The following is a 26,453-nucleotide window of genomic DNA, read 5'->3' on the forward strand; positions in this document are numbered from 1 at the left end:
GTCCGTGGCCCCTGCTCCCCCGCTCCCCGGCGCCGGGGTCTTCGTCGGCGTGGGGTCGGGCTCGGGCTTCGGGTCGGCGACGGGGCCGCCCGGGCCTCCACCCGTCGAGCCACCCGTGCCTCCGGACGCGGGTGCCGTGGCGCTGGGCGCCGGGTCGGGGCGCTCCGTGGACGGCTGGGTCGGTGGGGCCGAGGGCTTGGCGGTCGGCTTGGGCGTCGCCGGCGGTGGCGCGGGAGTCGGGGCCGACGACGGCGTGCCGGCGCCCGACCCGGAGGGCAGCTGCCCGGGGTCGAGGTCCTCGCCGGAGCCCTCGGCCGCCGACCCGCCGGACGAGCTCGACCCTTTGCTCCCGGAGTCTCCGGCCTCGGCCGAGCTCCCGGACGCCTCGCCGACGCTCTCCGAGGCCTCGGCGCTCGACGCCTGGGCCGAGAGGTGGGCCACGGACGTCTCGGCGACCGCGGGCCCGGCTGCCACCAGCCAGGCGGCGCCGACGGCCACCACGAGCAGCGCCAGCCGGGCCACAGCATGGACGAGGCGGCGGCCGGGGTCGGCGCCCGGCGATGTGCAGGCCATGCCTGCCGTGCCGGTGAGCGAGCCAGAGCCGGTCAGCGAGCCAGAGCGGGTCAGCACGGAACGGGCGGCGGCGACGGCGCGCGACGGCACAGCGCTGGCTGCACTGTCGCGATGTAAGGCCACGCCGTCACCTTTTCGGGGTCGCCGCGCTGACGAGCCGGCGGCTCGCGTCCGCAAATCTAGCGTCTTGTCCTCGGGGTAGCGCCAGGAATCGGTCGGACTCGTCCTCACAGAACGGGCTCGTCACCCATTCCGGGCGTCCCGCCCACGTCCCCGGCCCCGGCCCGACGCGCCGGCTCGGGCGGCGGACCTGCGCGGGAATCCGTCGGCGCCCCCGGGGCTTGACGCCATGGGCTGCGTGCGCAGCCCGGGCGTTGCGCGGGTGGCGGGAGCCGGGAGCCGTGCGCGGGTGGTGTGGGACGGTGTCCCTGGCCGCGCGCGCGTGCCGGCGACCGGCACCGGCCCGGGCGCCCGGGCAGCCGAGCGGCCGCCCGGCCCAGCAGGGCCGGGGTGGACACAGGAGGGGCCGTCGAGGCGCCCGGCTCGCCGCCGGGGCCACCCCGGCGAGCCGGCACCGAGGAGGCGCACGCACGTGCTGGACCCGCAGGAGCTCTTCGAGCTGACCCCGGTGGCGGACGAGCTGCCCGAGGGCTTGGTCCTGGTGTGCGCGCTCGACGGCTTCCTCGACGCCGGCGCGGGGGTCCGGCTGACCCGGGAGCACCTGCGCGCCGTGGGCTCGCCCCGTACCGTCGCGACCTTCGACGTCGACCAGCTGCTGGACTACCGCGCACGCCGCCCCGTCATGACGTTCGCCCGTGACCACTGGGCGTCCTGCGAGATCCCCACGCTGGACCTGCAGGTCCTCACCGACGCCGCAGGCGCGCCGTACCTCCTGCTGGCCGGGCCCGAGCCGGACTCCCAGTGGGAGCGGTTCGTGGCCGCGATCTCGCTCGTCGTCGAGCGTCTGCGGGTCCGGATGGTCGTCGGGCTGGACTCCATCCCCATGGGTGTCCCGCACACGCGCCCGGTCGGCGTCACGGCGCACGCGTCGCGCCGCGAGCTGGTCGCGGCGTACCCGGCCTGGTTCGAGGACGTGACCGTGCCCGGCAGCATCGGCCACGTGCTGGAGTTCCGGCTGGCCCAGTCCGGGCTCGACACGGCCGGGTTCGCCGTGCACGTGCCGCAGTACCTCGCCCAGGCCGAGTACCCGCCCGCGGCGGTCCGCCTGGTGGCAGCGCTGCAGGACCTCGCCGGGCTGACGCTGCCCGCCGACGCGCTGGAGCAGGCGGCGGGCGAGGTCCGCACGCGCATCGACGCCGAGGTGCAGGGCTCGACCGAGGTGAGCGCCGTGGTGTCGCGGCTGGAGCAGCAGTACGACGCCTTCCTCGCGGCCCGGCAGGGCGAGACCCCGCTGGCCGCCGACGCGGCGGACCTGCCGACCGGGGACGAGCTGGGCGCCGAGCTGGAGCGGTTCCTCGCCGAGCAGGCGCGCCGCGACCGGCCGGACGCCTGAGCCGCGGCGTGCGCGTCCTGCTCTACACCGACGGCCTCGGCCGCGGCGGCGCCGAGATCAGCCTGGGCAACCTGCTCGCCGCGGCCCCGGACGGCCTCGACCTCGCGGTGGCGGGGCCGGGGGCCGAGGTGGTCGAGTGGGTCGCGGCCCGCCGCCCCGGCACACCCGCGCACGTCGTGCGCCCGGGGGCGGGCTCCTCCCTCCAGCTGCTGCGCCGGGTACGCCCCGACGTGCTCCACGCCAACCTCAGCGTGCCGTGGGCGGGCGCGGGTGCCCTCGCCGCCGCGTACGCGACCCCCGGCCTGCGAGCCGTCGCCGTGCAGCAGTTGCCCCTGCGCACCACCGCGCTGCCCGAGTGGGCCCGCACCCGTGCCCTGCTGGCCCGGCTCGACGCCCACGTGGCCGTCGGCGAGTCCAGCGCCCGCCGGGTCGAGGACTTCTACGCCCTCGGGCGCGGCAGCGTGCGGTCGGTCCCCAACGGGGTGCCCGACGTCGAGCTGCCGGCCCGGTCCCCGCGTGAGCGCCTGGTCGTCGGCAGCCTCGGCCGGCTCGACGGGCAGAAGGCGTACGACGTGCTGCTGCGCGCCGCTGCGCGGGTCGAGGGCATCGAGGTCGAGGTGGTCGGGGAGGGCAATGAGCGGGAGCGGCTGGAGGCGCTGGCCGCCGAGCTCGGGCTGACCGGACGGGTGCGGCTCCCGGGCTGGTCGGAGCGGTCGCGCGAGGCGCTGGCCCGGTTCGACGTGTTCTGCCTGCCCAGCCGGGCCGAGGGGTTCCCCCTGTCGATCGTGGAGGCGATGCTCGCCGGGCTCCCGGTCGTGGCGACGAGCGTGGGCGGCGTTCCCGAGGCCGTGCTCGACGGCCGGACAGGCCTCGTGGTGCCCCGCGACGACGTGGACGCGCTGGCGGCGGCGCTCGTCCGGGTGCGCGACGACCCCGGGCTGCGCGACGCGCTGGGCAAGGCGGGGCGCGCGCGGGCGCTCGCCGGGCTCACCGCCGACGCGATGGCCGCGGCGTACGCCGAGATCTGGCGCGAGGTGCTGGCCCGGCCCCGGGCCCCCCGGCTGCGGGTGCCCCGGCCCAAGCCCTGAGCGAAGCGCGCAAATCCCGGGCGCGGGCCGCCGCGCGCGCCGCCTAGGCTGGGAGGCGGTATGGGAACGAGCGTCACCGGCCGGCTGGCCGAGCTGCAGGAGCGCCTGTCCGGGGTGACGCTGCGCGACGAGCGCCGCCTCGCGCGGCGGATCTCGGGCGCGCGCCGCATCCGCGACGAGGCCGCCCGGAGCACGGTGGTCGACGAGATCACCGCCGACCTCGAGCGGGCCGAGGCGCGGCTCACCGCGCGGCGGGAGAGCCTGCCGACGATCCGCTACCCGGAGGAGCTGCCGGTCAGCCGGCGCAAGGACGACATCCTCGAGGCGGTGCGCGACGCCCAGGTGGTCGTCGTCGCCGGCGAGACCGGGTCCGGCAAGACCACGCAGCTGCCGAAGATCTGCCTCGAGCTGGGGCGGGGCGTCCGTGGCCGGATCGGCCACACCCAGCCGCGCCGGCTTGCGGCCCGGTCCGTGGCCGAGCGGGTCGCGGAGGAGCTGGGCTCCGAGCTCGGCGGCGCGGTGGGCTACAAGGTCCGCTTCAACGACTCCGTCGGCGACGACACCTTCGTCAAGGTGATGACCGACGGCATCCTGCTCGCCGAGATCCAGGGCGACCGGTTCCTCAACGAGTACGACACGCTCATCCTGGACGAGGCGCACGAGCGCAGCCTCAACATCGACTTCCTGCTCGGCTACCTCAAGCAGCTGCTCGCGCGCCGACCGGACCTCAAGCTCATCATCACCTCCGCCACGATCGAGGTCGAGCGCTTCTCGCGGCACTTCGGCGACGCCCCGATCATCGAGGTGTCCGGCCGCACCTACCCGGTGGAGGTGCGCTACCGACCGCTCGTCGACGGCGCGGCCGGGGGCGACGACGAGGACGGCGACGCCGCCCAGGCCGAGCCGCGCGACCAGGTCACGGCGATCTCGGAGGCCGTGGAGGAGCTGTGCGCGGAGGGGCCGGGCGACATCCTGGTCTTCCTCAGCGGCGAGCGGGAGATCCGCGACACCGCCGACGCGCTCGCCAAGGCCGACCTGCGCGACACCGAGATCCTTCCGCTGTACGCCCGGCTCTCCGCCGCGGAGCAGCACCGCGTCTTCTCCTCACACCCCGGCCGCCGCATCGTGCTCGCGACCAACGTCGCCGAGACCTCGCTCACCGTCCCCGGCATCAAGTACGTCGTGGACCCCGGCACGGCGCGCGTCTCGCGCTACAGCTTCCGCACGAAGGTGCAGCGCCTGCCGATCGAGCCGGTCTCCCAGGCGTCGGCCAACCAGCGCAAGGGCCGCTGCGGCCGTGTGTCCGAAGGGATCTGCATCCGGCTCTACTCCGAAGAGGACTTCCTGTCCCGGCCGGAGTTCACCGACCCGGAGATCCTTCGCACGAGCCTTGCGTCGGTCATCCTGCAGATGACGGCGCTCGGGCTGGGTGACATCGCGGCGTTCCCGTTCGTCGACCCACCGGACCCGCGCAACATCAAGGACGGCGTGCTGCTGCTGCAGGAGCTCGGCGCCATCGACCCGGACGAGAAGGACCCGAAGAAGCGGCTCACCGAGGTCGGCCGCCGGCTGGCCCAGCTGCCGGTCGACCCGCGCCTGGGCCGCATGGTGCTCGAGGCCGGCGACAACGGCTGTGTGCGCGAGGTGCTCGTCATCGCCGCCGCGCTGTCGATCCAGGACCCGCGCGAGCGGCCCGTCGACAAGCAGCAGGCCGCGGCGGAGAAGCACGCGCGGTTCACCGACCCGACCTCGGACTTCCTGGCGTACGTCAATCTCTGGAACTACCTGCAGGAGCAGCAGAAGGCGCTCTCCTCCAGCGCGTTCCGCCGGCTCTGCAAGAACGAGTTCCTCAACTACCTGCGGGTCCGCGAGTGGCAGGACGTGCACACCCAGCTGCGCCAGGTCGCCAAGGCGCTGGGCCTCTCGGCGAACACCGCGGACGCCGACCCCACGCACGTGCACACCGCGCTGCTCGCCGGCCTGCTGTCGCACATCGGCCTCAAGGACACCGACAAGCACGAGTACCTCGGTGCCCGCGGCGCCACGTTCGCCGTCTTCCCCGGGTCCGGGCTGTTCAAGAAGCCCCCGCGGTGGGTGATGTCGGCCGAGCTGGTCGAGACGACCCGGCTCTGGGCCCGCGTCAACGCGCGGATCGAGCCCGAGTGGGCGGAGAAGCTCGCCCAGCACCTGGTCAAGCGCACCTACAGCGAGCCGCACTGGGAGAAGGACCGCGCCGCCGTCCTGGCGTACGAGAAGGTCACGCTCTACGGCGTCCCGCTCGTGGCCGGGCGGAAGGTCAACTACGGGCGCATCGACCCGCCCGTGGCGCGTGACCTCTTCATCCGCAACGCGCTGGTCGAGGGCGACTGGCGCACGCACCACGCGTTCTTCGAGGAGAACCGGCGGCTGCTCGAGGACGTCGAGGAGCTGGAGAACCGCGCGCGCCGCCGCGACATCCTCGTCGACGACGAGACCCTCTTCGACTTCTACGACAAGCGCATCCCGGCCGACGTCGTGTCCGGCGCCCACTTCGACAGCTGGTGGAAGAAGGCCCGCCGCACCGAGCCGGACCTGCTCAGCTTCGAGAAGTCGATGCTGGTCAACGAGTCGGCGAGCGGCATCGCCGAGGCGGACTACCCCGACGTGTGGCGGCAGGGCGACCTCGTGCTGCCGTTGACCTACCAGTTCGAGCCCGGCACCGAGGCCGACGGCGTCACCGTCCACGTGCCGCTGCCCGTGCTCAACCGGGTCTCCCCCGCCGGGTTCGACTGGCAGATCCCCGGGCTGCGCGAGGACCTGGTCACCGCGCTGATCCGGGCGCTTCCCAAGCAGGTCCGCACCAGCTTCGTGCCGGCGCCGAACTACGCGAAGGAGGCGCTGCAGGACCTGCCCGTGCAGGACGTCCCGCTCGTGGACGCGCTCGCCCGCAGGCTGCGGCTGATGACCGGCGTGATCGTCGACCCCGGCGCCTTCGACCCGGAACGCGTCCCCGAGCACCTGAAGGTCACCTTCCGGGTCGAGGACGAGCGCAAGCGCAAGGTCGCCGAGGGCAAGGACCTCGAGGCGCTCAAGCTCCGGCTGGGCGGCCGGATGCGGCAGGCCATCTCCGAGGCCGCGCCGAAGGTCGAGCGGTCCGGGCTCGTCGGCTGGGAGGTGGGCGCCCTGCCGCAGGTCTTCGAGCAGCAGCAGCGCGGCGGCCACCGGGTCAAGGCCTTCCCGGCCCTCGTGGACGAGGGCGACAGCGTGGCCGTCCGGCTGCTCGGCAACCAGACGGAGCAGGCCGCCGCGATGTGGGCCGGCACCCGCCGGATGCTGCTGCTGACGATCCCGTCTCCCGTGCGCAACGTCGTGCGCGGGCTGTCGAACGCGTCGAAGCTGACGCTCAGCGCCAACCCGCACGGCAGCGTCGCGGCGCTGCTCGACGACTGCATCGCGTGCGCCGTCGACTCGCTCATGGCCGAGCACGGCGGGCCCGTGTGGGACGAGGCCGGGTTCGAGAAGCTGCGGGACGCCGTACGGGCGGGCCTCTTCCCGGTCGTCATGGAGGTGCTCGGCGAGGTGGAGCGGGCCCTCGCCGCGGCGGCCGCGCTGCGCAAGCGGCTCGACGGCCTGACCAGCGCGACGCTGGCGGCCTCGCTCGCCGACATGCGCTCCCAGCTCGACGGGCTGGTGCATCCCGGGTTCGTCACGCAGACCGGGCGTCGGCGGCTGCCGGACGTCACCCGCTACCTGCAGGCGCTGGGACGCCGGCTGGACAAGCTCCCGCAGGACCCAGGCCGCGACCGGCTGCAGTTGGCCAAGCTCGAGCAGGTCCAGGCCGAGTACGCCGCGGCGCTCGCCGCCGTCCCGGACGGCCGCCCGGTCCCCGAGGAGCTGCGCGACGTGCGCTGGATGATCGAGGAACTGCGGATCAGCTACTTCGCGCAGACCATGCGGACGGCGTACCCGGTGTCGGAGAAGCGGGTCTACCGGGCGCTGGACGCGCTGGCGGGCTGACGGGGCCGCGTCGTGCCCGCTCAGACGTAGCGCAGCGCCACGCCGAGCACGGTGGCGGTGCCAGTGAGCCCGATCAGCGCGGCTCCGGCACGGGTGAAGTCCGCCCGGTGCCGAGGCACCTCGTCCGGCGTCGCGAAGAGCCGCCGCGGCCACATCCGCCACGAGACCCGGACGAACACGCCCGCGGCGACGAGCAGCAGCGTGGCCTTGACCGCCACCAGGGCCCACCACGCGCCGCTCCGGCCGTCCCGCTCGAGCAGCACCAGCCCGGCCCCGGTCGTGCCGAGGGCGACGAGCAGCGACACGACCTTCCAGCGCGCGCCCGCCGCGACGTACGTCGCCGCCTCCTCGGCCTCGGCCGGGCCGCCGTGGAAGGCCACCAGCCGTGGCTGCACGACGGCCAGGCTGTAGGCCATCGCGCCGAGCCAGCCGGCGGCGAGCAGCAGGTGGGCGATGACGACGAGGAGCTCCGCGACACGCATCGGCCCAGTCCATCAGGGCGACGCCGCCGGTGCTGGCACGCTTGACCCGTGTCCCCGCCGCTGCCGGACGAGATCGCGGTCGGCCGACGGCTGGCCGCGCTGCTGTCGGACGGCCGCCGGGACGGCACCCTGCGGCTGGCGTGCGGCCTCGCCCTGCTCGACGTGGTGACCGAGGCCGGGCAGCCCGGGCCCGGCCCCGCCCTGCCGGTGCCGGTCGACGGGCTGGCCGACCGGGTGGTGGAGCTCTACTGGCGGCAGGCCCGGCCGTACGGGGGCCGCGTGCTCGCCCAGGGCCGGGCGGTGGGCGCGCGCCTGGCCGTGCTCGAGGAGGTCGCCACCCTGGCCGCGGACGCCCGGTCCGCCGACAGCGGGACCGCGCACCAGGCCGCGGTCAGGCTTCCCGCTCGCTACGGCGCCGCGCGTCGGCGCATCGCACTGACGCTGGCCCAACAGCCGCTGACCGACCTGCAGACGCCGGCCGGGCTGGCCCGCGGCAGCGCGCCGCCGTTCCTCTTCGACGACTCCTGGCTCGGCCGGCGCGCCACCCAGGCCGACCTGGACGCGCACGACCGCTCCATCGTCCTCCTGCCCGGGGTCGCGGGCGCCCTGCTGCGGCTCGCGCCGCTGCTGCGCCCCCTGGTGGAGCAGCTCTGGGCCGATCACGTGAGCCGGGTCAACGGCGTCGATGCCCACCGGGCGCTGTCGGACTTCCTCTTCGGCGCCGCTCCGGAGCGGCTGGCCCCGCTCGCCGAGCCGTTGGGCGAGCTGCAGGCAGGCCGCTGCTTCGCCTGCGCAGGGCCGCTGGGCCGGCCGCGCGTCGAGCACTTCGTGCCCTGGGAGCGCTATCCCCTGGACGCCGCCGCCAACCTCGTGGTCGTCGACGAGCGCTGCGCCGCTGACCGCGACGGCGCCCCCTTCGCCCTTCCCCTGGTCTTCCGCTGGCACCGCAGGCGCGGGCTCTACGACCGGGGCGAGATCGCCGGCTGGCCCGTCGAGCACGCCCGCACGCAGGCGGTGGTGCTGGCCGCGTACGCGACGGTGCCGGCTGGCACCCCGCTCTGGGCGGGGCGCGGGACGTACGAGCTCGCGGCCGGCGGCGAGGGCGCGCGGGTCCGCTCGCTGCTCGCCGCCTAGCCGCCCCCCGGTACCGCGGACGGCCGAGCGCGGAATGAGCGCCCCCGGCGGTGGTACACCGAGGAGGAAGCGGGCATCGACCGGGGAGCACACGGAAAACCGCTGGGGCATCCCCTTTTCCCGATGGCACCGTGTGCGGCGGCAACGAGCGTGCCAGCGGGCGGAAAGGGTGAAGTGCAATGCAGCAGCTGACGACGAAGCTTCTCAACTGGGCATCGGTGATCGACCCCCAGACCATGGAGCAGGCGCAGCGGACGAGCGAACTCCCCTTCATCTACCCGCACCTGGCGCTGATGCCCGACGCGCACCTGGGCAAGGGCGCGACGGTCGGGTCGGTCATCCCCACCCTGGGGGCGATCATCCCCGCGGCGGTCGGGGTGGACATCGGCTGCGGCATGATCGCCGTCCGCACGCAGTTCACCCGCGACGACCTCGCGGGCCGCCCCCTCGGGGCGCTCCGCGCGTCGATCGAGCAGGCGATCCCGCTGTCGGCCGGCAACTACAACCGCAGGCTGACCGACACGGCCGCCGCCCGCATCGACGAGCTGCAGGCGCTGCCGATCACCCAGGAGCCGTCCGCGTACGCGAAGCGCTGGGAGCTGCAGCTCGGCACCCTCGGCTCGGGCAACCACTTCATCGAGGTGACGGCCGACGAGACCGGCGCCGTCTGGCTTTTCCTGCACTCGGGCTCCCGCGGGGTGGGCAACCGGATCGCGCAGCATCACATCGGGGCGGCGCGGGCGCAGATGGACCGCAAGGGCGTAAAGCTCCCCGACCGCGACCTCGCCTACCTCGAGGAGGGCACCCCGTCGTTCGACGACTACATCACCGACCTGCGCTGGGCGCAGCACTTCGCCCTGCTCAACCGCGAGGAGATGATGGACCGGCTCGTGGGCTGCCTGGCCAAGGAGATGGGCGAGCCGGTGCAGGAGATCGAGCGGATCAACTGCCACCACAACTTCACCCAGCTCGAGGAGCACTTCGGCAAGCAGGTGTGGCTGAGCCGCAAGGGCGCGATCGAGGCGCGGCGGGGGCAGGCCGGCCTCATCCCCGGCTCGATGGGCACGGCGAGCTACGTGGTGAAGGGAAAGGGGAACGCCGATTCCCTGAACTCCTCCCCGCACGGCGCGGGGCGCGTCTACTCGCGGTCGGCGGCGCGCCGCACGTTCACCCGGACGCAGCTCCGCGAGGCGATGAAGGGCATCGAGTTCCGGGACACCGACGCGTTCCTGGACGAGATACCGCAGGCGTACAAGGACATCGACCAGGTCATGGCCGACGCAGCGGACCTGGTGGAGGTACGCCACGTGCTGCGCCAGCTGGTGAACGTCAAGGGCGACTGAGCCGGGCGTGGAGCTGCCGTACTCCTACTCGGTCGAGGTCCTGCACCTGCTCGTGTCCCCCGGCCACGCCTACGAGGGCCGCCCGGCGGACGGGCCGGCGCTGGTGCCGACGGCAGATGCGGACGAGGTGGAGGTCGTCGCGGGCAGAGGGATCCGCGGCGACCGCTACTTCGGCCGCCCCGCCCACGTGGACGCCTCGGTGACGCTCATCGCCGTCGAGGGGCTCGAGGCGGTCGCCGCCGAGCTCGGCCTCCCCGCGCTCGACCCGCTGCTGGCACGGCGCAACGTCGTGCTCCGCGGCGTCCCGGTCGACGCGCTCGTCCGCACGCCGTTCAGCCTGGAGGCAGGCGGCCCGCCGGTGCTGTTCCGGGGCGGGCGCCCGGCGAACCCGTGCGCCTGGATGGACGTGGTGCACGCCCCGGGCGCCTTCCGTGCGCTGCGCCGCCGCGGCGGGGTGCGCGCCCGGCCGGAGGCCTCCGGCATCCTTCGGCGCGGGCCGGGTGTGCTGCGCACGCCGGCCGAGCTCGGATGAGCCGGCCGGCGCGCGCAGCCGGGTCAGCCGGACTTGCGGCGGAACTGGCGCTGGACCTTCGCGTTGCCGTGCCCGCCCACGTGGGGCTGGTTGCCACCGGGGCGGCCGGGAGCGCCGTGGCCCTGCTTGTGCGCCAGCGCCTCGCGGAAGCGGGCACGCATGTCGTCGTCGGCCGATGGGGTGTCGGCGGCACCCTCGGCGGGCTCGTTCGGGGCTTCGTCGGCCATTGACAACCTCCGGTGCTGCGGCTCGCGGACGTCCCGATCGTGCCACTCGCCCGCTAGCGGGCGCCACGTGCGGTGCCTCAGCCGGGCGCCCGCGGGTGCGGGCCACGGCCGGTGAGCAGCGCCGTCATGTCCGGCAGGTCGAAGAACTCGGCGATGGCGAGTGCCGACTTAGGCCCCAGGGCTGGGTCGGCCCCGGCGTCCAGCAGGGCCCGGACGGTCTCCTCGGACCGGCGGAAGACCGCCGCCGCGAGCGCGGTCTGCCCGTTGTCGTTGACGCGCGCGTGGTCGGCGCCGCGCTCGAGCAGGGCACGGACGGTGCCCGGGTGGCTGTGGTACGCCGCCAGCAACAGCAACGTGTCGCCCTTGGCGTTGGTGAGGTTGACCGGCAGCCCCGCATCGACGTACTCCGACAGCTGCTCGGTCGCGCCGCCGCGCGCGAGGTCGAACATCCGCGCGGCGAACGCCAGCTCTTCCTCGTTCAGCTCGGGCATGCGCTCACCATAGGAGCCCGTCTCGCCCGGCGGTCACGGGACCTCGGCCACGTGTGCGGCGAGCCGGTCGAGGAACGGCAGCTGGCTGGCGAAGATCTTGCGCCGCGCGGCCTCCAGGTCGAACCACTCGGCGCGGTCGATCTCCGGGAACTCCTGCAGCCGGCCGGACCGGGGCGGCCACTCCATCGAGAAGAGGTTGCTGTGCACCCCGGCGACGTCGAGGTCGCCGTGCAGTGCCCAGACAGTGTTCACCTTGCCGCTGGACTGGCGGGCCTCGCCGAGCGGCACCGGCTCCCCGTCCGGCGCGGGCTTGCCCAGCTCCTCGAGGAACTCGCGGCGGGCGGCGGCCAGCGGCTCCTCCTCGGCGGTGTACTCGCCCTTCGGCACGCTCCAGTGCCCGTCGTCCTTGCGGGCGAACAGCGGCCCTCCGGGGTGGGCGAGCAGCACCTGCACGACGTCGTCCCGACGACGCCACAGCAACAGCCCGGCGCTCCGCTTCGGCAGGCTCAGCTCCTTCGGATCCGGTCGAGCAGCCCGGCGAGCGGGCGCGGGTTGACGAGCCCGGACACCTGCCGGGCCGAGGGGGTCTGGACCGGCGGCGCCGGGGGCAGCGCGCGGGCCAGGGTGTCGGCGACGCGCTCGACGAGATGCGGCGCGAGCCGTGGCGGCTGGACGGCGAGCCAGGAGACCAGCGCGGCGACGTCACCGGCCCGCGCCCCGGCCTGGGCCCCCGCGCCACCGTGCGCGGGCACCGCCCGCGCCGGCAACGGCCCGACACCGACGACGGCCACCACGGCGTGCACGTGGCGCCCGAGCGCGGGGTGGAGCAGCCCGGCGATCGCGGCCGCCGCCCGCTCGGCCCGCTCACGCCGCCGGCGCACGGAGCGGTGGTCGAGCACGGCCTCGGGCCCCCGTCGGGGCGCCCGCGGCCGGCGCAGCACGTCCACGGCGAACACCCCCGCCGGGCCGACGAGGACGGTGCCCGGCCCGAGCGGCACCGCATCGGGCCAGCGCCGGTCCTCGAGGCGCACGTAGCCGAGCGCCGTGACCTGGCGGAGCGCGGCGGCGACGAGCGCCTCCCCCGGCAGCGCGCGGGCCCGGATGCGTCCGGGCCGCAGCCGCAACCGGCCCGACCGCCCTGTCCGCACCGGCCCTCCCCCGATCGCGCCGCGGACCTCGCGCCCTCGTCCCGGCCCGTCCCGTCGCCCTTCGACCGCCGCCGTCCCAGATGACCACATCCTCCACACGGCGACAGAGCCGCCCTCACCGGGGCGGCCTCGGCATGCGCCTCCCGCTCCGGCGTGCCAGGGTCGTCGGGCGTCCGAGCGGCAGCGCCGGACGGGGCTCGAGGAGGCGGTCTGTGGGGACTCGGCGCAACCCGCTCGCGGTGACGTTGCCGCCGCGGAGGCCGCTGCGCGCGGCGGGCGGCCAGGGGGACCGGAGCGACCCGGGCGATCCGGGCCGCCGGCCGTCGGTCGTCGTGGTCGTGGGGGCCTCCAGCGGCATCGGCCGGGCCACCGCGCTCGCCCTCGCCGGCCGCGGTGACACCGTCGTGCTCAGCGCGCGGGGGCGGGACGGGCTCGAGCGGGTTGCGGCCGAGTGCGCAGGGCTGCCCGGGCGCACGCTCGTGCTGCCCGCCGACGCGCGGTCGGCCGAGGACATGCGGCGGCTCGCCGAGTCGGCGGTGGCCTCGCTCGGGCGCATCGACGGCTGGGTCCAGTCCGCGGGGGTGATCGCGTACGGGCGGGTCGAGGACGTGCCGTCCGAGGTGTTCCGTGCCGTGCTCGAGACCAACGTGTTGGGCGTGGTCCACGCCGCCCAGGCGGCCCTGCCGGTGATGCGGGCGCAGCGGTCCGGCGTCCTGGTCGTGCTCGGCTCGCTGCTGGACAAGGCGACGGCGCCGCTCATGGGGTCGTACGTCTCGTCCAAGTGGGCGGTGCGTGGGCTCACCCGGGTGCTGCGCCAGGAGACTCGGGACGCCCCCGGGGTGAGCGTGTGCAGCGTGGCCCCTGCGGGCGTCGACACCCCCATCTATCGCAGCGCCGGGACCTATGCCGGCCGGCTCGGCTCGCCGCCGCCGCCGGCCGACGCGCCGGAGACGGTCGCCGCGGCGGTGCTCGCGTGCCTGGACCGCCCGCGCCGGCAGGTCGTGGTCGGGCCGGCCAGCCGGCTCGTCCAGGCGGGGTTCGTCGTGCTGCCGCCGGTCTACGACGCGCTCGTCGGGCCGCTGCTGCGCGTGCTCGGCCTCGCTCCCGGCCGGGTGGGCCCGACGACCGGCAACGTCCTGTCCCCCGACGGCGCCGCAGGGCCCGGACGCACGTGAGCCGCGCCCGTGGGCGAGTCTGATCCGCGCCAGCCAACGCACTCTGGAGGCCACATGCCCGCCGTCCCCACCCGCTCGCTCAACAACGGCGTCGACATCCCGCTGCTGGGCTTCGGCGTGTTCCAGATCCCGCCGGACGAGGTCGTCGCCCCCGTGGCCACCGCGCTGGAGGCCGGCTACCGGCTGATCGACACGGCCGCGGCGTACCGCAACGAGGAGGGGGTCGGCCGCGCCCTGGCCGACAGCGGCATCCCGCGCGAGGAGCTGTTCGTCACCACCAAGCTGTGGAACGAGGACCAGGGCTACGACTCGACGCTGCGGGCCTTCGACGACAGCCTGGCCAAGCTCGGCCTGGAGACGCTCGACCTCTACCTGATCCACTGGCCGAGCCCGCACCGCGGCCTCTACGTGGAGACCTGGAAGGCGCTCGAGCGGGTCTACTCCGAGGGCCGCGTCCGCGCGATCGGCGTCTCGAACTTCACGCAGGCCCACCTGCAGCGGCTGTTCGACGAGACCGACGTGGTCCCGGCGGCCAACCAGGTCGAGCTGCACCCCGAGCTCCCGCAGGACGAGCTGCGCGCCTTCCACGAGGAGCACGGCATCGTGACCCAGGCCTGGAGCCCGATCGGCGCCGGCAAGGGGCTGCTCGAGCACCCCGTCGTCACCGGGCTCGCGACTCGGGTCGGGCGCACGCCCGCCCAGGTCGTCCTGCGCTGGCACGTGCAGCGCGGCACGGTCGTGATCCCGAAGTCGGTCACGCCCGAGCGCATCCGGTCCAACATCGAGGTCTTCGACTTCGAGCTCTCCGACGCCGACATGGCGGAGGTCAGCGGCCTGGCGTCCGGGCGGCGCATCGGCCCCGACCCCGACACCGCCACGTTCTGAGGCCGGGGCGGCAGGCGGGCCAGCTCGTAGCCCGGGTCGGCGGCCAGCGCGCGCTCGAGGGCGACGTTGGCCAGCGCACCGTCCCCGCAGACGTAGGCCACCGTGGCGAGCAGCGCGCAGACCGGTGCCGCGTGCACGTCGGGGGTGAGCCGGGCGAGGTCGGTCCAGAGCAGGGTCAGCGCCGGGCACGGGACGTCGAGCACCATGGTCAGCGCCTGGTCGCGGGTGACCCGGTCGACGAGCCCGAGCGTGATCCGGGCCGCCGTGACGTCCTCGAGCCCGGGGCTGCCCTGGGCGTAGGCGGCCGCCGCCTCCTGCAGCAGGTGCAGGGTCTCGCGGCGCAGCTGCCGGGCCCCGCCGAGCTGCAGCGCGGCCTCGACCGCCTCGTCGGCGGCGGCGTACGCGAGGAGCAGGCCGGCGGCCCGGACCCCGTGCAGTCCCGGCTCCACCGAGGCGGCGAGCGCGTCGCGGCCCGGAAGCGGCGCCCTGCCCAGCAGCGCCGACTCGGCGGCGTAGTGCAGCGCGGCCGACGCGCTCAGTGGCGGCAGCTCGCTGCCCTCCGCGGGGCAGCAGGGGCCGGTGCACGCGTACGACCACCAGCGCCCGCCGCGGGCGAGCAGCACCTCGGTCGCGCCGATCCCGACGGCGCGGAGGCCGGCGAGCAGGGCGTCCACGAGCCCGCGGTAGGCGAGTCCCTCCCGGCCCGTCTCCCCGCCCCGTCGAGCGGTGACGCAGACGACGAACACGTCGTCCGCGCCCTGCCTCCGCGCCCTCTCTACGACCTCGGCGGCGACGCCCCGCTCGTCCTCCGGGCCCGGCAGGTCCAGCCGCATCACCAGCCCCAGCCGTCGACGCGGCCCGGTCAGGCAGCCGACCACCAGGCTCTCCTGTGGAGGGAAGCCGAGCAGGTGCGGGAGGGCGAGGACGAGGTCGGCGGGGGACGTCATGCGGACGACGGTCTGCTCCATGCCCGAAGCCTGGAGCCCCCCCGCGCCTGCCGGGCCGGCCGCGGCGCATCTGTGGACCTGGCGGGAGCCCGGTCACGGGCTGTGGACAGGGCGGGCCCGGTGACGGCGGGCCGGGCAGGATCGACAACGGGCGAGGTGGGGAGAAGGAGGCCCGTGGACGCGATTCCCGGTGTCGGCCAGGCCGGCGCCCTGCAGGCGGGCACCAGCGGCACCGGCGGCACGGGTCGCGGCAGCGGGCCGGCAGCAGGCCCGTGGGCACCGCTGGCCGTGCCGGTCTACCGCGCGCTCTGGATCGCGGTGCTGGTCAGCAACATCGGCACCTGGATGCAGACCGTGGGGGCACAGTGGCTCCTCGTCGACGAGCCGAACGCGTCGACGCTGGTGGCCCTCGTGCAGACGGCCTCCACCCTGCCGGTCGTCGCGCTCGCCCTGCCGGCCGGCGTGCTCGCCGACTCCTTCGATCGGCGGCGGCTGCTGCTGGGCGTGCAGGCCTTCCAGGTGGTGGTGGGCGCGATCCTCACGGCGCTGACGGCCGCCGGCCAGATGCGCCCCGCCCTGCTCCTGACCCTCACCTTCGCGCTGGGGGCGGGCGCAGCCGTCACGGCCCCGGCGTACCAGGCCCTGATCCCCGAGCTCGTCCCGCGCTCGCAGATCACCTCCGCCTCCGCCCTCGGCTCGATCAGCGTCAACCTCGCCCGTGCCGTGGGGCCGGCTGTCGCGGGGCTGCTCATCTCGCACGTCGGCGTGGCCGCGGTCTTCGCGCTCAACGCGGTCACCTTCGCGGTCTTCGGCGCCGTGCTGCTCGCGTGGCGGCGGCCGGTGGACGACCCCCGCGAGCGGGAGCCTTTCGCGTTCGCCCTGCGGGCCGGAGGACGCTACGTGCGCCACTCGCCCGTCGTCCGCCGCCTCCTGCTGCGCGTGCTGCTGTTCGTGGTCCCGGCCATGGCGGTCTGGGCGCTGCTCCCGCTCGTCGCCACCCGCCGCCTGGACCTCGGGGCGAGCGGCTACGGCGTCCTGCTGGGCGCGCTCGGCGTGGGCGCCGTGGGCGGGGCGTTCCTCCTGCCCCGCGCCCGTGCCCGGCTGTCGGCCAACGCCCTGGTGGCGGTGGCGTCGTGCCTCTACGCCCTGGGCCTGGCCGTCGTGGTCGCCGCCGACGTCCTGCCGCTCGTCCTGCTGGCGCTGCTGCCGGCGGGGGCGGGCTGGATCGGCGTGCTGTCGACGATGAACGCGTCGCTGCAGCTGTTCCTGCCCAACTGGGTACGCGCCCGCGGCCTCGCCGTCTACCAGGTCGTGCTCTTCGGCGGGCAGGCCGTGGGCGCCTTCGGCTGGGGGCTCGTCGCCGACCACCTCGGGCTGCGCACCGCCTACCTGGCCGCGGCGGCGGGGATGGCCGTCGGAGCGGCCTCGATCGCGGTGTGGCCGCTGCGGGACACCCGCGGGCTCGACCGCAGCCCCGCCGTGTTCTGGCCGGAGCCGGAGCTGGCCTTCGAGCCGGCCCCCGACGACGGGCCGGTCCTCGTCACCCGGGCCTACACCGTCGCCGAGCAGGACGAGGAGGAGTTCCTCGAGGCGATGGAGCGCGTGCGCCGGGCCACCCAACGGACCGGTGCGGTCCGCTGGCAGGTGTACCGCGACGGGGCCGACCCGCGCCGGTTCCTCGAGGCGTACGTCGTCCCCTCCTGGGCCGAGCACCTGCGCCAGCACGAGGGGCGGCTGACCGGCTCGGACCGGGTCGCCGAGGAGCGCGCCAACGCGCTCTCGAGCCCGCCGCCGGTCGTGAGCCACCTCTTCCCGGCCGGGCGCGCGCACTGACCCGACGCCCGGAAGCCGGGAGGCCGCCCCCGCGTTGCGCTGTCCATGACCACGGGAGCGGCCCGCGAGATCGACGTCGTCGTGGTGGGCGCGGGCCAGGCGGGCCTGTCCGCGGCGTACTTCCTGCAGCGGCTGGGGGTGCCGGCCGAGCGCGGGTTCGTCGTCCTCGACGCGGACGCGGCGCCCGGCGGGGCCTGGCAGCACCGCTGGGAGTCGCTGCGCATGCGGACCGTCCACCGCATCGCGGACCTGCCGGGCCTTCCGTTCGAGCAGCCCGGGCCCGACGCCGTCGCGGCCGAGGCGCTGCCGGCGTACTTCGCCGCCTACGAAGAGCGGTTCGGCCTGCCGGTGCACCGCCCGGTCCGGGTGCGCGCGGTCCAGGAGGGGCGGGACGAGCGGCTGGACGTGCTCGGCGACTCCGGATCCTGGTCCGCGCGCGCGGTCGTGAACGCGACCGGCACCTGGACCCGCCCGTTCTGGCCGTACTACCCCGGTCGCGAGACGTTCCGCGGCCGGCAGCTGCACACGGCGGACTACCGCGGGCCGGACGAGCTGGCCGGGCGGCGGGTGGTCGTCGTCGGCGGCGGGGCGTCCGCGGTGCAGCTGCTGGCCGAGGTGTCGCTGGTGGCGCGCACGACCTGGGTGACGCGGCGGCCCCCGGTGTGGCGGGACGCGCCCTTCGACGAGGAGGCCGGCCGGGCTGCGGTGGCCCTGGTCGAGCAGGCGGTCCGCTCCGGCCGCCCCCCGGCCAGCGTCGTCAGCGTCACCGGTCTGGTGGAGTCGCCGGCAGTCGCCGAGGCCCGGGCGCGCGGGGCGCTCGAGCGGCTGCCGATGTTCGACCGCATCCTCCCCGAGGGAGTCGCCTGGGCGGACGGGCGCTCCCTGCCGGCCGACGTGATCCTCTGGTGCACCGGCTTCCGCGCGGCCCTGGACCACCTGGCCCCGCTGCGGCTGCGCCTGCCCGCCGGTGGGATCGCGATGGACGGGACGCGGCCCGTGGGCGAGCCCCGGCTGCACCTGGTCGGGTACGGCCCGTCGGCCAGCACGATCGGCGCCGCCCGGGCCGGACGGCAGGCCGCACGGGAAGTGGTGGCGTTGCTCGCGGGCGCTTCGCGCCACGCCGGGCCGGGCGACCGGTTGACGCTCTCGGGGGGTGCCGCGTAGTGTCTGGTGTGGTTGCAGTTGTGCTTCACGCTCGTTTCTTGACGCCGCGAAGTTGACAGCGGGCGTCACACGTTCTCCGGATTCTCTGGTCGAACACGACAGCTCGTCGCGACCGAGCCCCGCCGCGTCCGCGTGCGGGCCTACAACCGGAGAAAAGGAGAGCCACATGGCTCAGGGTGTCGTGAAGTGGTTCAACGCCGAGAAGGGCTTCGGCTTCATCGCCCAGGACGGCGGCGGCCCGGACGTCTTCGTCCACTACTCGGCGATCACCACGCAGGGCTACCGCACGCTCGAGGAGAACCAGCGTGTGGAGTTCGAGGTCACGCAGGGCCAGAAGGGCCCGCAGGCCGAGCAGGTTCGCCCCGTCTGAATCGGGGTATGCGGCGCCGGTGGCCAGGCTCAAGCCGCGGCCACCGGCGCCGATGCTCTGCAGCAGCGACGCTGCGGAGCGATAGCAAGTAGGAAGGACTCGTCATGATCGACGACTACGGTCCCTGGGACGACTGACCTCACTCGTCCCGACCGAAGGCTCACGGCCGGCAGCCCCGCGCAGGGCGCCGGCCTTTGTGCTGTCCGGGGGCAGGGCGGCGCCGGCCGGCGTCAGGCCCCGGGGCCGCGGCGCTGCCGCACCCCGGCCGCCGGACCGGGCATGCTGTGCCCAGCAGATGATTACGCAGGAGCAGGGTGAGGGGACGGCCGGTGGGCGAGCGCAGGTTCCTGGTCCCGAGCGTGCCCGACCTGACCGGCCGCCGGGCCACCCTGCTCAACACGGCGTACCTGCCCGGCGCGCCCGGCTGGACGGTGGTGCTCTGCCGGGCGTACGAGCTCGACGACCGGGGCAACCCCGGGCCCGGCCGGCTGACGATGGACGTGCGCGGCCCCGAGTCGGCCGCGAAGTCCCTGCACTACTCCGGCCGCCTCGACCCCGCCGCCGGCGCCGCCCTCTTCGCCGCGGCGCCCGCGAAGGCCTTTCGCAGCAGGTACGACCTGGACGACCAGTGGTCGCTCGACGTCTACCACCTGGAGAACGAGGGCCTGGCTGTCGCAGTCGGCCGCTTCCCGCCCGGAACGACGGTGCTGCGGGTGCCGTCCTGGTGCGGCCGCGAGGTCACCGCTGACCCGGCGTTCAGCGATCTCGGAATCGCCGAACGCCGGGCAGGCGCGCGCTGACCGTCAGCCGGAGGCCGCCCCGGCCCAGCCGGGTGCCGTCGGGAACAGGTGCCGGTCCGCGACCAGGGTGAGCACACGCCGGGCCGCCGCCGGTGCCTCGAGGACGCCCCGGGGCACGGACACGCCGTCGTGCTCGTAGGCCCGGGACGCGAGCTCCTCGAGCAGCGGCGTGACCGGGCCGTCCCACCCGCGCAGCCGGAGCCCGGTCGCGCGCTGCAGCCGGGCCACCTGCACCAGCCCCAGCGCACGCTCGGCGTGCTCGGGGAAGACGCCCGCGAGGAAGAGCGCGCCGTCACCGAGCCGCCGCCACACGGCCGCCCGCTGCTGCGCCGGCAGCGCCTCGAGCACCCCCGCCAGGCGCGGCAGGTCCAGCTCGTCCCACCGGTGGCGCCGCACGCCGCGCCCCGTCTGCCGGTAGGCGACCCCGGAGGCGACGCGCGAGTACGAGGTCAGCAGCTCGATGAGGAAGAGCCGGTGGCGCGGGTCGGTCGCGAACGCCGCCAGCGCCGGCCCGTCGAAGACCGGCACCCGCGAGCGCGGGCCGGTGCGGTCGGCGACGTACGCCGTGCCCACGAGCGCGCCGGTCACGCTGTGCACGGCGGCCGCGAAGACGAGGAAGGGGGACACGTAGCGGAAGCGCTCGGCGTCCGCGTGCCGGTCGTCGAGGATCGGGTCGGTGACCGCCCGCCGGTCGAGCAGGTCCAGGAGGAGGGTCGGCTGTCTGCGCAGGGCCGGGACCTGATCGGCGCGACCGCCCGTCAGGGCGAGCAGGTCTCGGTCGTCCAGGTGCTCCCGGTAGCGCAGCGCCACCGCGTCGAGGCCGTCCATCGCCCTATGGTGCGCCTGCCGTGTTGCCGGCAGGGCCACGGGACGCAACGGGCGTGTCACGTCCGGGCCCACCGGTCGACGGGCCGGAGCCGGCCGCGTCGTCCGGGTCGCCGGCGTCGTGTGGGTCGCCCGCGCCGTCCGGGTCCTCTGCCTCGCCCCCGTCACCTGTGTCGCCTGCCTCCTCGGCGAGCAGCTCCCGCACGACCCCGGCGGCCACGTGCGCCAGCACGAAGGACACGACGGCGCCGACCACGCCGTACATCTCGAAGCCCCCGAGCAGGGCCAGCGAGGAGACGAGCCGCACGGGCGGGCGCTCGCGCCGGGCGCGCCGATGGACGAGGTAGGCCATGGCCAGCTCCACCACGAGGACGGAGGCCGCCACCAGCAGAGCCTGCTCGCGCGGGACCGTCAGCCAGAGCAGGGCGAGGGACGGCACGTATGCGACCACGAGGCCGAGGAACGGCAGCAGCCGCCACATGGCCACCCACAGGCCGATGGGCTGGGCCCCCGGGACGTCGACGGCCGCTCCGAGCCCGGCGACGGCGAGCCCGGCGACCGCCGCGTGCAGGACGGCCCGCCGGGCGGTGGCGGCGCCGTGGACGAGCCCGCGCCCGGCCTGCGTGGTCGAGAGCCGGTCCCCCGTCGCGGCGGCGACCGCCTTGGCCAGCCGGCCCAGCGCGCGGCGGCCGCTGCCGAGCATGAACACGGCGAGCGTCGCCACGACGGCGAAGATCGCCAGCCGGGACAGCGTCCCCTCGGCCACCTCGCGCGGGGCGCCCAGCAGCCGGGTGGGCGCCTCGTCGATCAGCAGGCGTACGCGGTCGACCAGCTCGTCGGCCTGCTCGCGGTCCCGCACCCCCCAGTCCGCGAGCAGGTCGGCCGCAGCCCGGGGGGCGGCGTCCTGCAGCCGGCGGTACTGCAGGACGACGGTGTTGCCGACCTCGTACGTCACGAGGGCGATCGAGGCCAGCGTCGTGACCGTCACGACGGCGACCGCCAGGCCGCGCCGCATCACGCGTCCCAGGAGCCGGACGGGGCCGTCGAGCAGGAAGGCGACCGCCGCCGCGGTGAGGGCCCAGGCGACGACGTGACGTGCCCGGTCGAGCGCGAGGAGGACCGCCAGGGTGCCGGCGCCGGCCGCGACGACCCGCACCGCGGTGGCCAGGTCGAGCTGGAGCCGGGTACGCGAGCTCGAGCTCATGGGAGCGGGACGCTCCGCGGCCTGAGCTCGGTGTAGGCGACCTTGGCCGCCGCGGCGAGCGGCACCGCGAGGACGGCGCCGACGAGCCCCGCGACGGCCGCCCCGCCGAGCGCGCCGAGCATCGTCGTCATCGGAGAGAGCTGGACCGCCCTTCCGATGACGACGGGCTGCACGAGGCGGTTCTCCAGCTGGGAGTAGGCCAGCCACAGGGCGAGCGCCACCAGCGCGGTGCCCACGCTGCGCGTCGCGGCCAGCACGACGAGCGCTCCCCCGCCCACGATCCCGCCGAGCTGGGGGACGAAGTTCCACAGCAGCGCCCACAGCCCGGCCGCGACGGCGAGCGGCACCCCGAGGGCGAGGCCGATCGCGAGGGCGGCCGACCCCGCGAGCATCGCGAGCGCCAGCGAGCCCACGGCATAGCGCCCGATGGCGACGTAGAGGCTCGAGCCCAGCCGGGACGCCAGCTCGCGCCGCGCGGGCGGCAGCCGCCGGTGGGCCGCCGCGACCAGCTGCGGGCCCTCGAGGAGCAGGAGCACCACGAGCAGGAAGGTGAGCGCCGCCCCGGTGACCGCGTCGAGCAGCAGCCGCACGGTGCCGCCGATGGCACCGAGGCCGGAGTCGAGCCGCTCGGGCAGGCCGCCCAGCCAGGACTGCACCCGCTCGGACACCTCGTAGCGGCGCACCAGCTCGCCGACGACCGGCGTCTCCTCCAGGTCCGCGGCCACGGCCCCCGCGTCGAGGCTGCCCTGGGTCGCCTGCCGGACCATGGCCCGCGCGAGCAGCACGAGCGCGCCCGCGGTCAGCGTCGCCGACACGCCGACCACGAGCGCCACCGCGGCCCCGCGCCCGAGGCGCAGCCGGCGCTGGACCGCGCCGACGACCCGGTCGAGGGCGAGGGCCAGCACCAGGGCGACCATCAGTTGCACCAGGGTGCCGCGCACTCCGCGGCCCACGTCCACCGCGACGACGACGGCGGCCACGACGCCGCAGAACAGCAGCAGCGAGCGCGGCTCGACATCGACGGTGCGGACGGCTTCCCGGGCCGTCGCGTCCGGCTGGCTCACAGCCGGCGGTAGCGCGCCTCGACGAAGGAGTACGCCCCGAAGCACAGCAGCCCGGCGGCCGCGAGCAGCAGGAGGTAGCGGCCGTACGGCTGGCCGGCCAGCTCGGTCAGGGCGGCGTCGAGGCCGCGCGCCTTGTCCGGGTCGAAGGTGGCCGCCGCCCCGATGACGAGCGCGCCGACCAGCGCGAGGACCACGCCGCGGGAGACGTAGCCCGCCTGCCCCAGCCGGCGGACCGGCTCACGTGCCGCCGGCGGGACGCGGCCGACGTCCAGCCGCTCCTCGAAGGAGGTCGAGAGCCCCTTCCAGGTCAGCGCGACGGCGATGCCGATCACCACGAGCCCGGCGGCCACGACGAGCGGCCTGCCGCCGGTCGTGCCGAGCAGTCGCGCCGTGACGCTCTCGCTGCCCTGTCCGCCGCCGCTGCCCAGGGCGGTGCGGGCCGCCAGGACGGCGAGCCCCGCGTAGAGCACGGCCTGCGCCGCCGACTCCAGCCTGCCGAACGCCCGTGAGCGGTCGGAGCCGGCGTCCCGGTGGCCCCACCCCGCCTCGGTCGCCTGCCAGACCGCGTAGCCGACGAACCCGGCGGCGACCAGCCAGAGCAGCGCCTTGCCGGCGCCGTTCTGCGCGAGCGTGGCGAAGGCCCCCTCCTGGTCGGCCTGCCCCGAGCGCTCCCCCAGCGCGATGCGCACGGCGAGCACTCCGATGAGCGCCCACACCAGCCCCCGGCCGGCCAGGCCGACGCGGGCGAGCCGCTCGACCCAGACGCTGTCGGCGGCCGCGCGGGCCGATCCCGCGGCCTGGCGGCCGGCGCCGCGCAGGCGGGGGTTGGTGACGGTACTGCCGACGTTGCCCATGGCGTCCCTCCCGAGTCGCCCGGAGCCCTACCCCGCTGCGGCGGCTCTCAAGAGGGCGGCCAGCAGTGGGGCCCTCGCCCCGGGGGCGCGTCAGCGCGGCGGCACGCCCACGCCGGCGGACTCGGTGGCGCCGGTCGGCCCGGCCTGGTCGTTGGCCGCCTCGGGTTCCTGCGCCGAGCCGGCCGCCTCCAGGGCGGTCAGGTCGACCACGTCCGGCTGCCCATCCGCGGACGGCGCCTCGGGCGACGCGTCCCCGAGCGGGTTGGGCAGCGCGGCGCCACCGAGGGTCGCGAGCATGCGCCGCACGTTGGTGAGCTGGGCGTTGATGCTGTCCCGACGTTGCGTGGCGGCGACCAGCTCGCGCTCGGAGTCGGCGCGGATCTGCGCCGCCCGGGCCTTGGCGTCGCCGACGATCTCCTCGGCCTGCCGCTGGGCCTCCTCGACCGCTCGCGCCGCCTTGCGCTCGGCGTCCTGGCGCAGCTTGTCCGACTCGAGCCGCAGCTGGTCCGCGCGCTCCTGCGCCTCGGCGAACTGGCGCTCCGCCGCCGCGGTCCGCTCCGCGAACTCGGCCTCGGCGCGGCGCCGGCGCTCGGCCAACGTGGTCTCGAAGTCGGCTGCCGCCTCCGCCGCGCGGGCCCGCTGGGACTCGTAGAGGGCCTCGGCCTCCTCGCGGCGGGCCGCCGCCTCGCGGTCGGCCTCGTCGCGGATGGTGTCGGCCTGCCGCCGGGACTCCTCCAGCGTCCGCGCCGCCTGCGCGTCGGCGTCCGCGCGCAGCTCCCCGGCGTACCGCTCGGCCTCCGTGCGCTGCTTCTGGGCAGCCTGCTCGGTCAGCTCGCGCTGCCGCTGGGCGTCCTCGGCGGCCTCCACACGCAGCTGGGCCGCCTCCTCCTCCGCGAGCGCGAGGATCTGCTGCACCCGGGCGCCGAGCCCCTCGTAGCTGCTCGGCGCCGTCGTCGGCTCGCCGGCCGCTCTCGCCGCCTCCGCCGCCTGTTGGAGCTGGTCGACGGTGCGGGCGAGGTCCGCGGCCTGGCTCTGGGCGTACTCGAGCCGGCTCTGCAGCTGGGTGACGAAGCTGTCGACCTGGGCCGGCTCGTAGCCCCGACGGGAGATCGCGAACTGGGGGGCGCTGTCGGTCATACCGGCGTCCTGTCCTCGGAGGGTGGGGCGGGGTGCGGCTCGGGGTGGCTCGGCTCAGCGGGGCCGGCGGGCAGCGGCGCCTGCCCAGCGGCGACATCGGCGGAAACATTGGCGGCGACATTGGCTATGGCGGCCGGCGGGCCGGCCTGCGGGGCGGCGGGCGGGTGGGCGGAGCCGGTGGTGGGCGGCCCGGGCACGGCGAGCGCCTCGATCACCCCGGAGAGCGAGGCGAGCTCGTTCGCGATCTCGTCGCGGCGGCGGGTCAGGACCGCCACCTCGTTGCGGGCGCGGTCGAGGATCTCGTGCGCGTCGGTCCGCAGCGTGTCCGCCTCCTGGCGGGCGTCGGCGACCAGCTCGGTGGCCTCGGCCCGCGCGGCGCGGCGCAGGTCCTGGGTCTCGCGCTGGGCCTGGGCCGTCTGCTCGGCCACCCGCTCGCGCAAGGCCCGCGCCCCCGCGTCGGCCTCCTCCATGCGGCGGGCGGCGCGCTCCTCGAGCGCCTGCGCGGAGCGTCGGGCCTCGGCGAGCTCGGCGGCGGCGCGCTGCTCGGCCTCGCCGACCAGGCGAGCGGCCTGCTCCTCGGCGCGCTCGACGATCCCCGCGCTGCGGGCGTGCAGCTCGGCGACCTCGCGCTCGGCCTGCTCGGTGCGCTCGCGAGCGGACGTACGGGCGCGCTCGAGCAACGCCACGACCTCCTCGCGCACCCGGCGCACGGTCTGCGCGGCCTCCGCGTGCGCCTTCGACCGCGCCGCCGCGGCCTCCGCCTCCGCCGCGGCCAGCAGCGACTCGACGGTCTTCTGCGCCCACTCGGTCTGCTCGGCGGCCTCGGCCAGCTGCGCGTCGCTCGTCGCCTGCGCCGAGTCCAGGGTGCGGGCAGCCTCCGCGGCCGCCGCCTCCCGGGCCGCGGCCGCCTCCCGGCGGGCCTCGTCGAGCTCGGAGCGGGCCTCCGCCCGCCACTCCAGGGCGACCCGCTCGGCCTCCTGCCGGGTCTGCCCGGCGTACGCGTCGGCGGCGGTGCGCGCGCCGGCCGCGGCCTCCTCGGCCTCGGCCTCGACCCGTCGGGCCTCCTGCTCGGCCGCCTCCCGACGGGCCTGCGCGTCACGGGTGGCGTCCTCCACCAGCCGGGCCGCTTCGGCGCGCGCCTGCTCGAGGGCCGCCACCGCCGCCGCACGGAGGGCGCCGGCCTCCTCGGCGGCCTCCGCCCGGGCCTGCTCGGCCACGCTCCGCGCGGCCGCGACCAGCTCCGTGCACTGCCGGTCGGTGGCCTCGGCCAGGAGCGCGCTCTGGTCGGCGGCGTCCGCGAGCAGCTGCGCCGCCTCGTCACGCGCCTCCGAACGGCGGGCCTCGGCCTCGGCACGGCTCCGGGCGTCGAGCGCCTCCGCCCGCTCCGTCGCCTCGGCGAGCAGCGCCTCGGCGCGGGCCTCCGCCTCCGCCACCACGGTGACGGCGCGGCCGGCCTCGGCGTGCAGCCGCCGGGTCTCCTCGCGCTGGCTCTCGACGTCCGCGAGGGCGGCGGCGGCGTCCCGCTCGGCCTGGGCGCGGACCATGTCGGCCTGGCGCTGCGCCGTGACGAGCAGCCGGGCGGCCTGCCCGCTCGCGCTGAGGTCGATGAGGGCCGGCGACGCCTCGGGTCCCGGAGCTCGCTCGTCGGCCTGCACGTCCATAGTGCCG

General features: G+C 76.1%; 23 protein-coding genes and 2 pseudogenes. 12 read left to right on the plus strand and 13 right to left on the minus strand.

The window, feature by feature from the left end:
• Nucleotides 1-696 (minus strand): annotated as a pseudogene (locus tag G9H72_RS04150) (hypothetical protein); the annotation flags it as partial.
• 469 nt (nucleotides 697-1,165) lie between these two features.
• Here G9H72_RS04150 and G9H72_RS04155 point away from each other — a divergent pair.
• The 3 genes from G9H72_RS04155 to hrpA are packed head-to-tail and all read left to right on the plus strand — an operon-like array spanning nucleotide 1,166 to nucleotide 7,170.
• Complete coding sequence (locus G9H72_RS04155) at nucleotides 1,166-2,086, plus strand: PAC2 family protein (protein WP_166167963.1); 921 nt, start codon at nucleotides 1,166-1,168, stop codon at nucleotides 2,084-2,086.
• Between the two features lie 8 nt (nucleotides 2,087-2,094).
• Nucleotides 2,095-3,174, plus strand: coding sequence for a glycosyltransferase (locus G9H72_RS04160; protein ID WP_166167966.1), 1,080 nt, complete (start codon nucleotides 2,095-2,097; stop codon nucleotides 3,172-3,174).
• A 60-nt stretch (nucleotides 3,175-3,234) separates the two neighbouring features.
• On the plus strand, nucleotides 3,235-7,170 hold the full coding sequence (hrpA, locus tag G9H72_RS04165) for an ATP-dependent RNA helicase HrpA (RefSeq protein WP_166167969.1): 3,936 nt from the start codon (nucleotides 3,235-3,237) through the stop codon (nucleotides 7,168-7,170).
• A 20-nt stretch (nucleotides 7,171-7,190) separates the two neighbouring features.
• Here the strand turns inward: hrpA and G9H72_RS04170 are convergent, their stop codons facing one another.
• Nucleotides 7,191-7,652 carry a hypothetical protein gene (locus G9H72_RS04170; RefSeq protein WP_166167972.1) on the minus strand — a complete coding sequence of 154 codons (462 nt, stop codon included), beginning with the start codon at nucleotides 7,650-7,652 and terminating at the stop codon, nucleotides 7,191-7,193.
• A gap of 48 nt (nucleotides 7,653-7,700) precedes the next feature.
• On the opposite strand from G9H72_RS04170, the gene G9H72_RS04175 reads away from it, so the two are divergent.
• The 3 genes from G9H72_RS04175 to G9H72_RS04185 all read left to right on the plus strand — a co-directional run bounded on the left by G9H72_RS04175 (nucleotide 7,701) and on the right by G9H72_RS04185 (nucleotide 10,661).
• A complete protein-coding gene (locus G9H72_RS04175) occupies nucleotides 7,701-8,786 on the plus strand; it encodes a hypothetical protein (protein WP_166167975.1) in 1,086 nt (361 codons plus the stop codon).
• Nucleotides 8,787-8,965: 179 nt separating this feature from the next.
• Entirely contained in the window at nucleotides 8,966-10,129 is a 1,164-nt protein-coding gene (locus tag G9H72_RS04180) for an RtcB family protein (RefSeq protein ID WP_166167978.1), read from the plus strand.
• A 7-nt stretch (nucleotides 10,130-10,136) separates the two neighbouring features.
• Nucleotides 10,137-10,661 carry a molybdenum cofactor biosysynthesis protein gene (locus tag G9H72_RS04185; protein WP_166167981.1) on the plus strand — a complete coding sequence of 175 codons (525 nt, stop codon included), beginning with the start codon at nucleotides 10,137-10,139 and terminating at the stop codon, nucleotides 10,659-10,661.
• Nucleotides 10,662-10,684: 23 nt separating this feature from the next.
• Here the strand turns inward: G9H72_RS04185 and G9H72_RS04190 are convergent, their stop codons facing one another.
• The 4 genes from G9H72_RS04190 to G9H72_RS04205 form a co-directional block, all read right to left on the minus strand.
• Complete coding sequence (locus G9H72_RS04190; protein WP_166167984.1) at nucleotides 10,685-10,888, minus strand: DUF5302 domain-containing protein; 204 nt, start codon at nucleotides 10,886-10,888, stop codon at nucleotides 10,685-10,687.
• A 77-nt stretch (nucleotides 10,889-10,965) separates the two neighbouring features.
• Nucleotides 10,966-11,379, minus strand: coding sequence for an ankyrin repeat domain-containing protein (locus tag G9H72_RS04195; RefSeq protein WP_166167987.1), 414 nt, complete (start codon nucleotides 11,377-11,379; stop codon nucleotides 10,966-10,968).
• A 33-nt stretch (nucleotides 11,380-11,412) separates the two neighbouring features.
• Nucleotides 11,413-11,883: an NUDIX domain-containing protein gene (locus G9H72_RS04200; protein ID WP_166168932.1), complete on the minus strand. Its 471-nt coding sequence runs from the start codon at nucleotides 11,881-11,883 to the stop codon at nucleotides 11,413-11,415.
• Between the two features lie 2 nt (nucleotides 11,884-11,885).
• Nucleotides 11,886-12,527 carry a hypothetical protein gene (locus G9H72_RS04205; protein ID WP_166167990.1) on the minus strand — a complete coding sequence of 214 codons (642 nt, stop codon included), beginning with the start codon at nucleotides 12,525-12,527 and terminating at the stop codon, nucleotides 11,886-11,888.
• A 212-nt stretch (nucleotides 12,528-12,739) separates the two neighbouring features.
• Here G9H72_RS04205 and G9H72_RS04210 point away from each other — a divergent pair, with 212 nt between their 5' ends.
• Both G9H72_RS04210 and G9H72_RS04215 read left to right on the plus strand, forming a co-directional pair.
• Complete coding sequence (locus G9H72_RS04210) at nucleotides 12,740-13,702, plus strand: SDR family NAD(P)-dependent oxidoreductase (protein WP_331271971.1); 963 nt, start codon at nucleotides 12,740-12,742, stop codon at nucleotides 13,700-13,702.
• 54 nt (nucleotides 13,703-13,756) lie between these two features.
• Nucleotides 13,757-14,587, plus strand: coding sequence for an aldo/keto reductase (locus G9H72_RS04215; RefSeq protein ID WP_166167996.1), 831 nt, complete (start codon nucleotides 13,757-13,759; stop codon nucleotides 14,585-14,587).
• A gap of 71 nt (nucleotides 14,588-14,658) precedes the next feature.
• Here the strand turns inward: G9H72_RS04215 and G9H72_RS23335 are convergent.
• Nucleotides 14,659-15,555: pseudogene (locus G9H72_RS23335) on the minus strand (DUF4192 domain-containing protein); the annotation flags it as partial.
• Nucleotides 15,556-15,708: 153 nt separating this feature from the next.
• Between G9H72_RS23335 and G9H72_RS04225 the strand changes: the two are divergent.
• The 4 genes from G9H72_RS04225 to G9H72_RS04240 all read left to right on the plus strand — a co-directional run bounded on the left by G9H72_RS04225 (nucleotide 15,709) and on the right by G9H72_RS04240 (nucleotide 19,701).
• Entirely contained in the window at nucleotides 15,709-17,367 is a 1,659-nt protein-coding gene (locus G9H72_RS04225; protein WP_331271972.1) for an MFS transporter, read from the plus strand.
• Between the two features lie 45 nt (nucleotides 17,368-17,412).
• The gene (locus tag G9H72_RS04230; protein ID WP_166167999.1) at nucleotides 17,413-18,531 is read left to right on the plus strand and encodes an NAD(P)-binding domain-containing protein; all 1,119 of its coding nucleotides are present in this window, start codon (nucleotides 17,413-17,415) and stop codon (nucleotides 18,529-18,531) included.
• 166 nt (nucleotides 18,532-18,697) lie between these two features.
• Nucleotides 18,698-18,901, plus strand: coding sequence for a cold-shock protein (locus G9H72_RS04235; protein ID WP_166168002.1), 204 nt, complete (start codon nucleotides 18,698-18,700; stop codon nucleotides 18,899-18,901).
• A 329-nt stretch (nucleotides 18,902-19,230) separates the two neighbouring features.
• The gene (locus tag G9H72_RS04240; RefSeq protein ID WP_166168005.1) at nucleotides 19,231-19,701 is read left to right on the plus strand and encodes a CYTH domain-containing protein; all 471 of its coding nucleotides are present in this window, start codon (nucleotides 19,231-19,233) and stop codon (nucleotides 19,699-19,701) included.
• A 3-nt stretch (nucleotides 19,702-19,704) separates the two neighbouring features.
• On the opposite strand, the gene G9H72_RS04245 is transcribed toward G9H72_RS04240, so the two are convergent.
• From G9H72_RS04245 to G9H72_RS04270, 6 genes are all read right to left on the minus strand, one after another.
• Entirely contained in the window at nucleotides 19,705-20,529 is an 825-nt protein-coding gene (locus G9H72_RS04245) for a hypothetical protein (RefSeq protein WP_166168008.1), read from the minus strand.
• A gap of 4 nt (nucleotides 20,530-20,533) precedes the next feature.
• On the minus strand, nucleotides 20,534-21,730 hold the full coding sequence (locus G9H72_RS04250; protein WP_166168011.1) for an AI-2E family transporter: 1,197 nt from the start codon (nucleotides 21,728-21,730) through the stop codon (nucleotides 20,534-20,536).
• Entirely contained in the window at nucleotides 21,727-22,794 is a 1,068-nt protein-coding gene (locus G9H72_RS04255; protein ID WP_166168014.1) for an AI-2E family transporter, read from the minus strand. The genes G9H72_RS04250 and G9H72_RS04255 overlap by 4 nt, the downstream gene beginning before the upstream one ends.
• Nucleotides 22,791-23,648 (minus strand): DUF1206 domain-containing protein, encoded by an 858-nt coding sequence (locus G9H72_RS04260; RefSeq protein ID WP_166168017.1) that lies wholly within the window; start codon nucleotides 23,646-23,648, stop codon nucleotides 22,791-22,793. Before G9H72_RS04260 ends, G9H72_RS04255 begins: the two co-directional genes overlap by 4 nt.
• Nucleotides 23,649-23,738: 90 nt before the next feature.
• Entirely contained in the window at nucleotides 23,739-24,785 is a 1,047-nt protein-coding gene (locus G9H72_RS04265) for a coiled-coil domain-containing protein (RefSeq protein ID WP_166168022.1), read from the minus strand.
• Nucleotides 24,782-26,446: a coiled-coil domain-containing protein gene (locus tag G9H72_RS04270; RefSeq protein ID WP_166168025.1), complete on the minus strand. Its 1,665-nt coding sequence runs from the start codon at nucleotides 26,444-26,446 to the stop codon at nucleotides 24,782-24,784. The genes G9H72_RS04265 and G9H72_RS04270 overlap by 4 nt, the downstream gene beginning before the upstream one ends.
• Between the last annotated feature and the right edge of the window lie 7 nt (nucleotides 26,447-26,453).

Source organism: Motilibacter aurantiacus, from assembly GCF_011250645.1.
GTDB classification, from domain to species: Bacteria; Actinomycetota; Actinomycetes; order Motilibacterales; family Motilibacteraceae; genus Motilibacter_A; species Motilibacter_A aurantiacus.

Bases quoted from the DNA above. Each gene is read 5' to 3' on its own strand.
- hrpA (WP_166167969.1), top strand. From the start codon at position 3,235: ATGGGAACGAGCGTCACCGGCCGGCTGGCCGAGCTGCAGGAGCGCCTG.
- G9H72_RS04170 (WP_166167972.1), bottom strand. From the start codon at position 7,652: ATGCGTGTCGCGGAGCTCCTCGTCGTCATCGCCCACCTGCTGCTCGCC.
- G9H72_RS04180 (WP_166167978.1), top strand. From the start codon at position 8,966: ATGCAGCAGCTGACGACGAAGCTTCTCAACTGGGCATCGGTGATCGAC.
- G9H72_RS04190 (WP_166167984.1), bottom strand. From the start codon at position 10,888: ATGGCCGACGAAGCCCCGAACGAGCCCGCCGAGGGTGCCGCCGACACC.
- G9H72_RS04195 (WP_166167987.1), bottom strand. From the start codon at position 11,379: ATGCCCGAGCTGAACGAGGAAGAGCTGGCGTTCGCCGCGCGGATGTTC.
- G9H72_RS04215 (WP_166167996.1), top strand. From the start codon at position 13,757: ATGCCCGCCGTCCCCACCCGCTCGCTCAACAACGGCGTCGACATCCCG.
- G9H72_RS04230 (WP_166167999.1), top strand. From the start codon at position 17,413: ATGACCACGGGAGCGGCCCGCGAGATCGACGTCGTCGTGGTGGGCGCG.
- G9H72_RS04235 (WP_166168002.1), top strand. From the start codon at position 18,698: ATGGCTCAGGGTGTCGTGAAGTGGTTCAACGCCGAGAAGGGCTTCGGC.
- G9H72_RS04245 (WP_166168008.1), bottom strand. From the start codon at position 20,529: ATGGACGGCCTCGACGCGGTGGCGCTGCGCTACCGGGAGCACCTGGAC.
- G9H72_RS04250 (WP_166168011.1), bottom strand. From the start codon at position 21,730: ATGAGCTCGAGCTCGCGTACCCGGCTCCAGCTCGACCTGGCCACCGCG.
- G9H72_RS04260 (WP_166168017.1), bottom strand. From the start codon at position 23,648: ATGGGCAACGTCGGCAGTACCGTCACCAACCCCCGCCTGCGCGGCGCC.
- G9H72_RS04265 (WP_166168022.1), bottom strand. From the start codon at position 24,785: ATGACCGACAGCGCCCCCCAGTTCGCGATCTCCCGTCGGGGCTACGAG.
- G9H72_RS04270 (WP_166168025.1), bottom strand. From the start codon at position 26,446: ATGGACGTGCAGGCCGACGAGCGAGCTCCGGGACCCGAGGCGTCGCCG.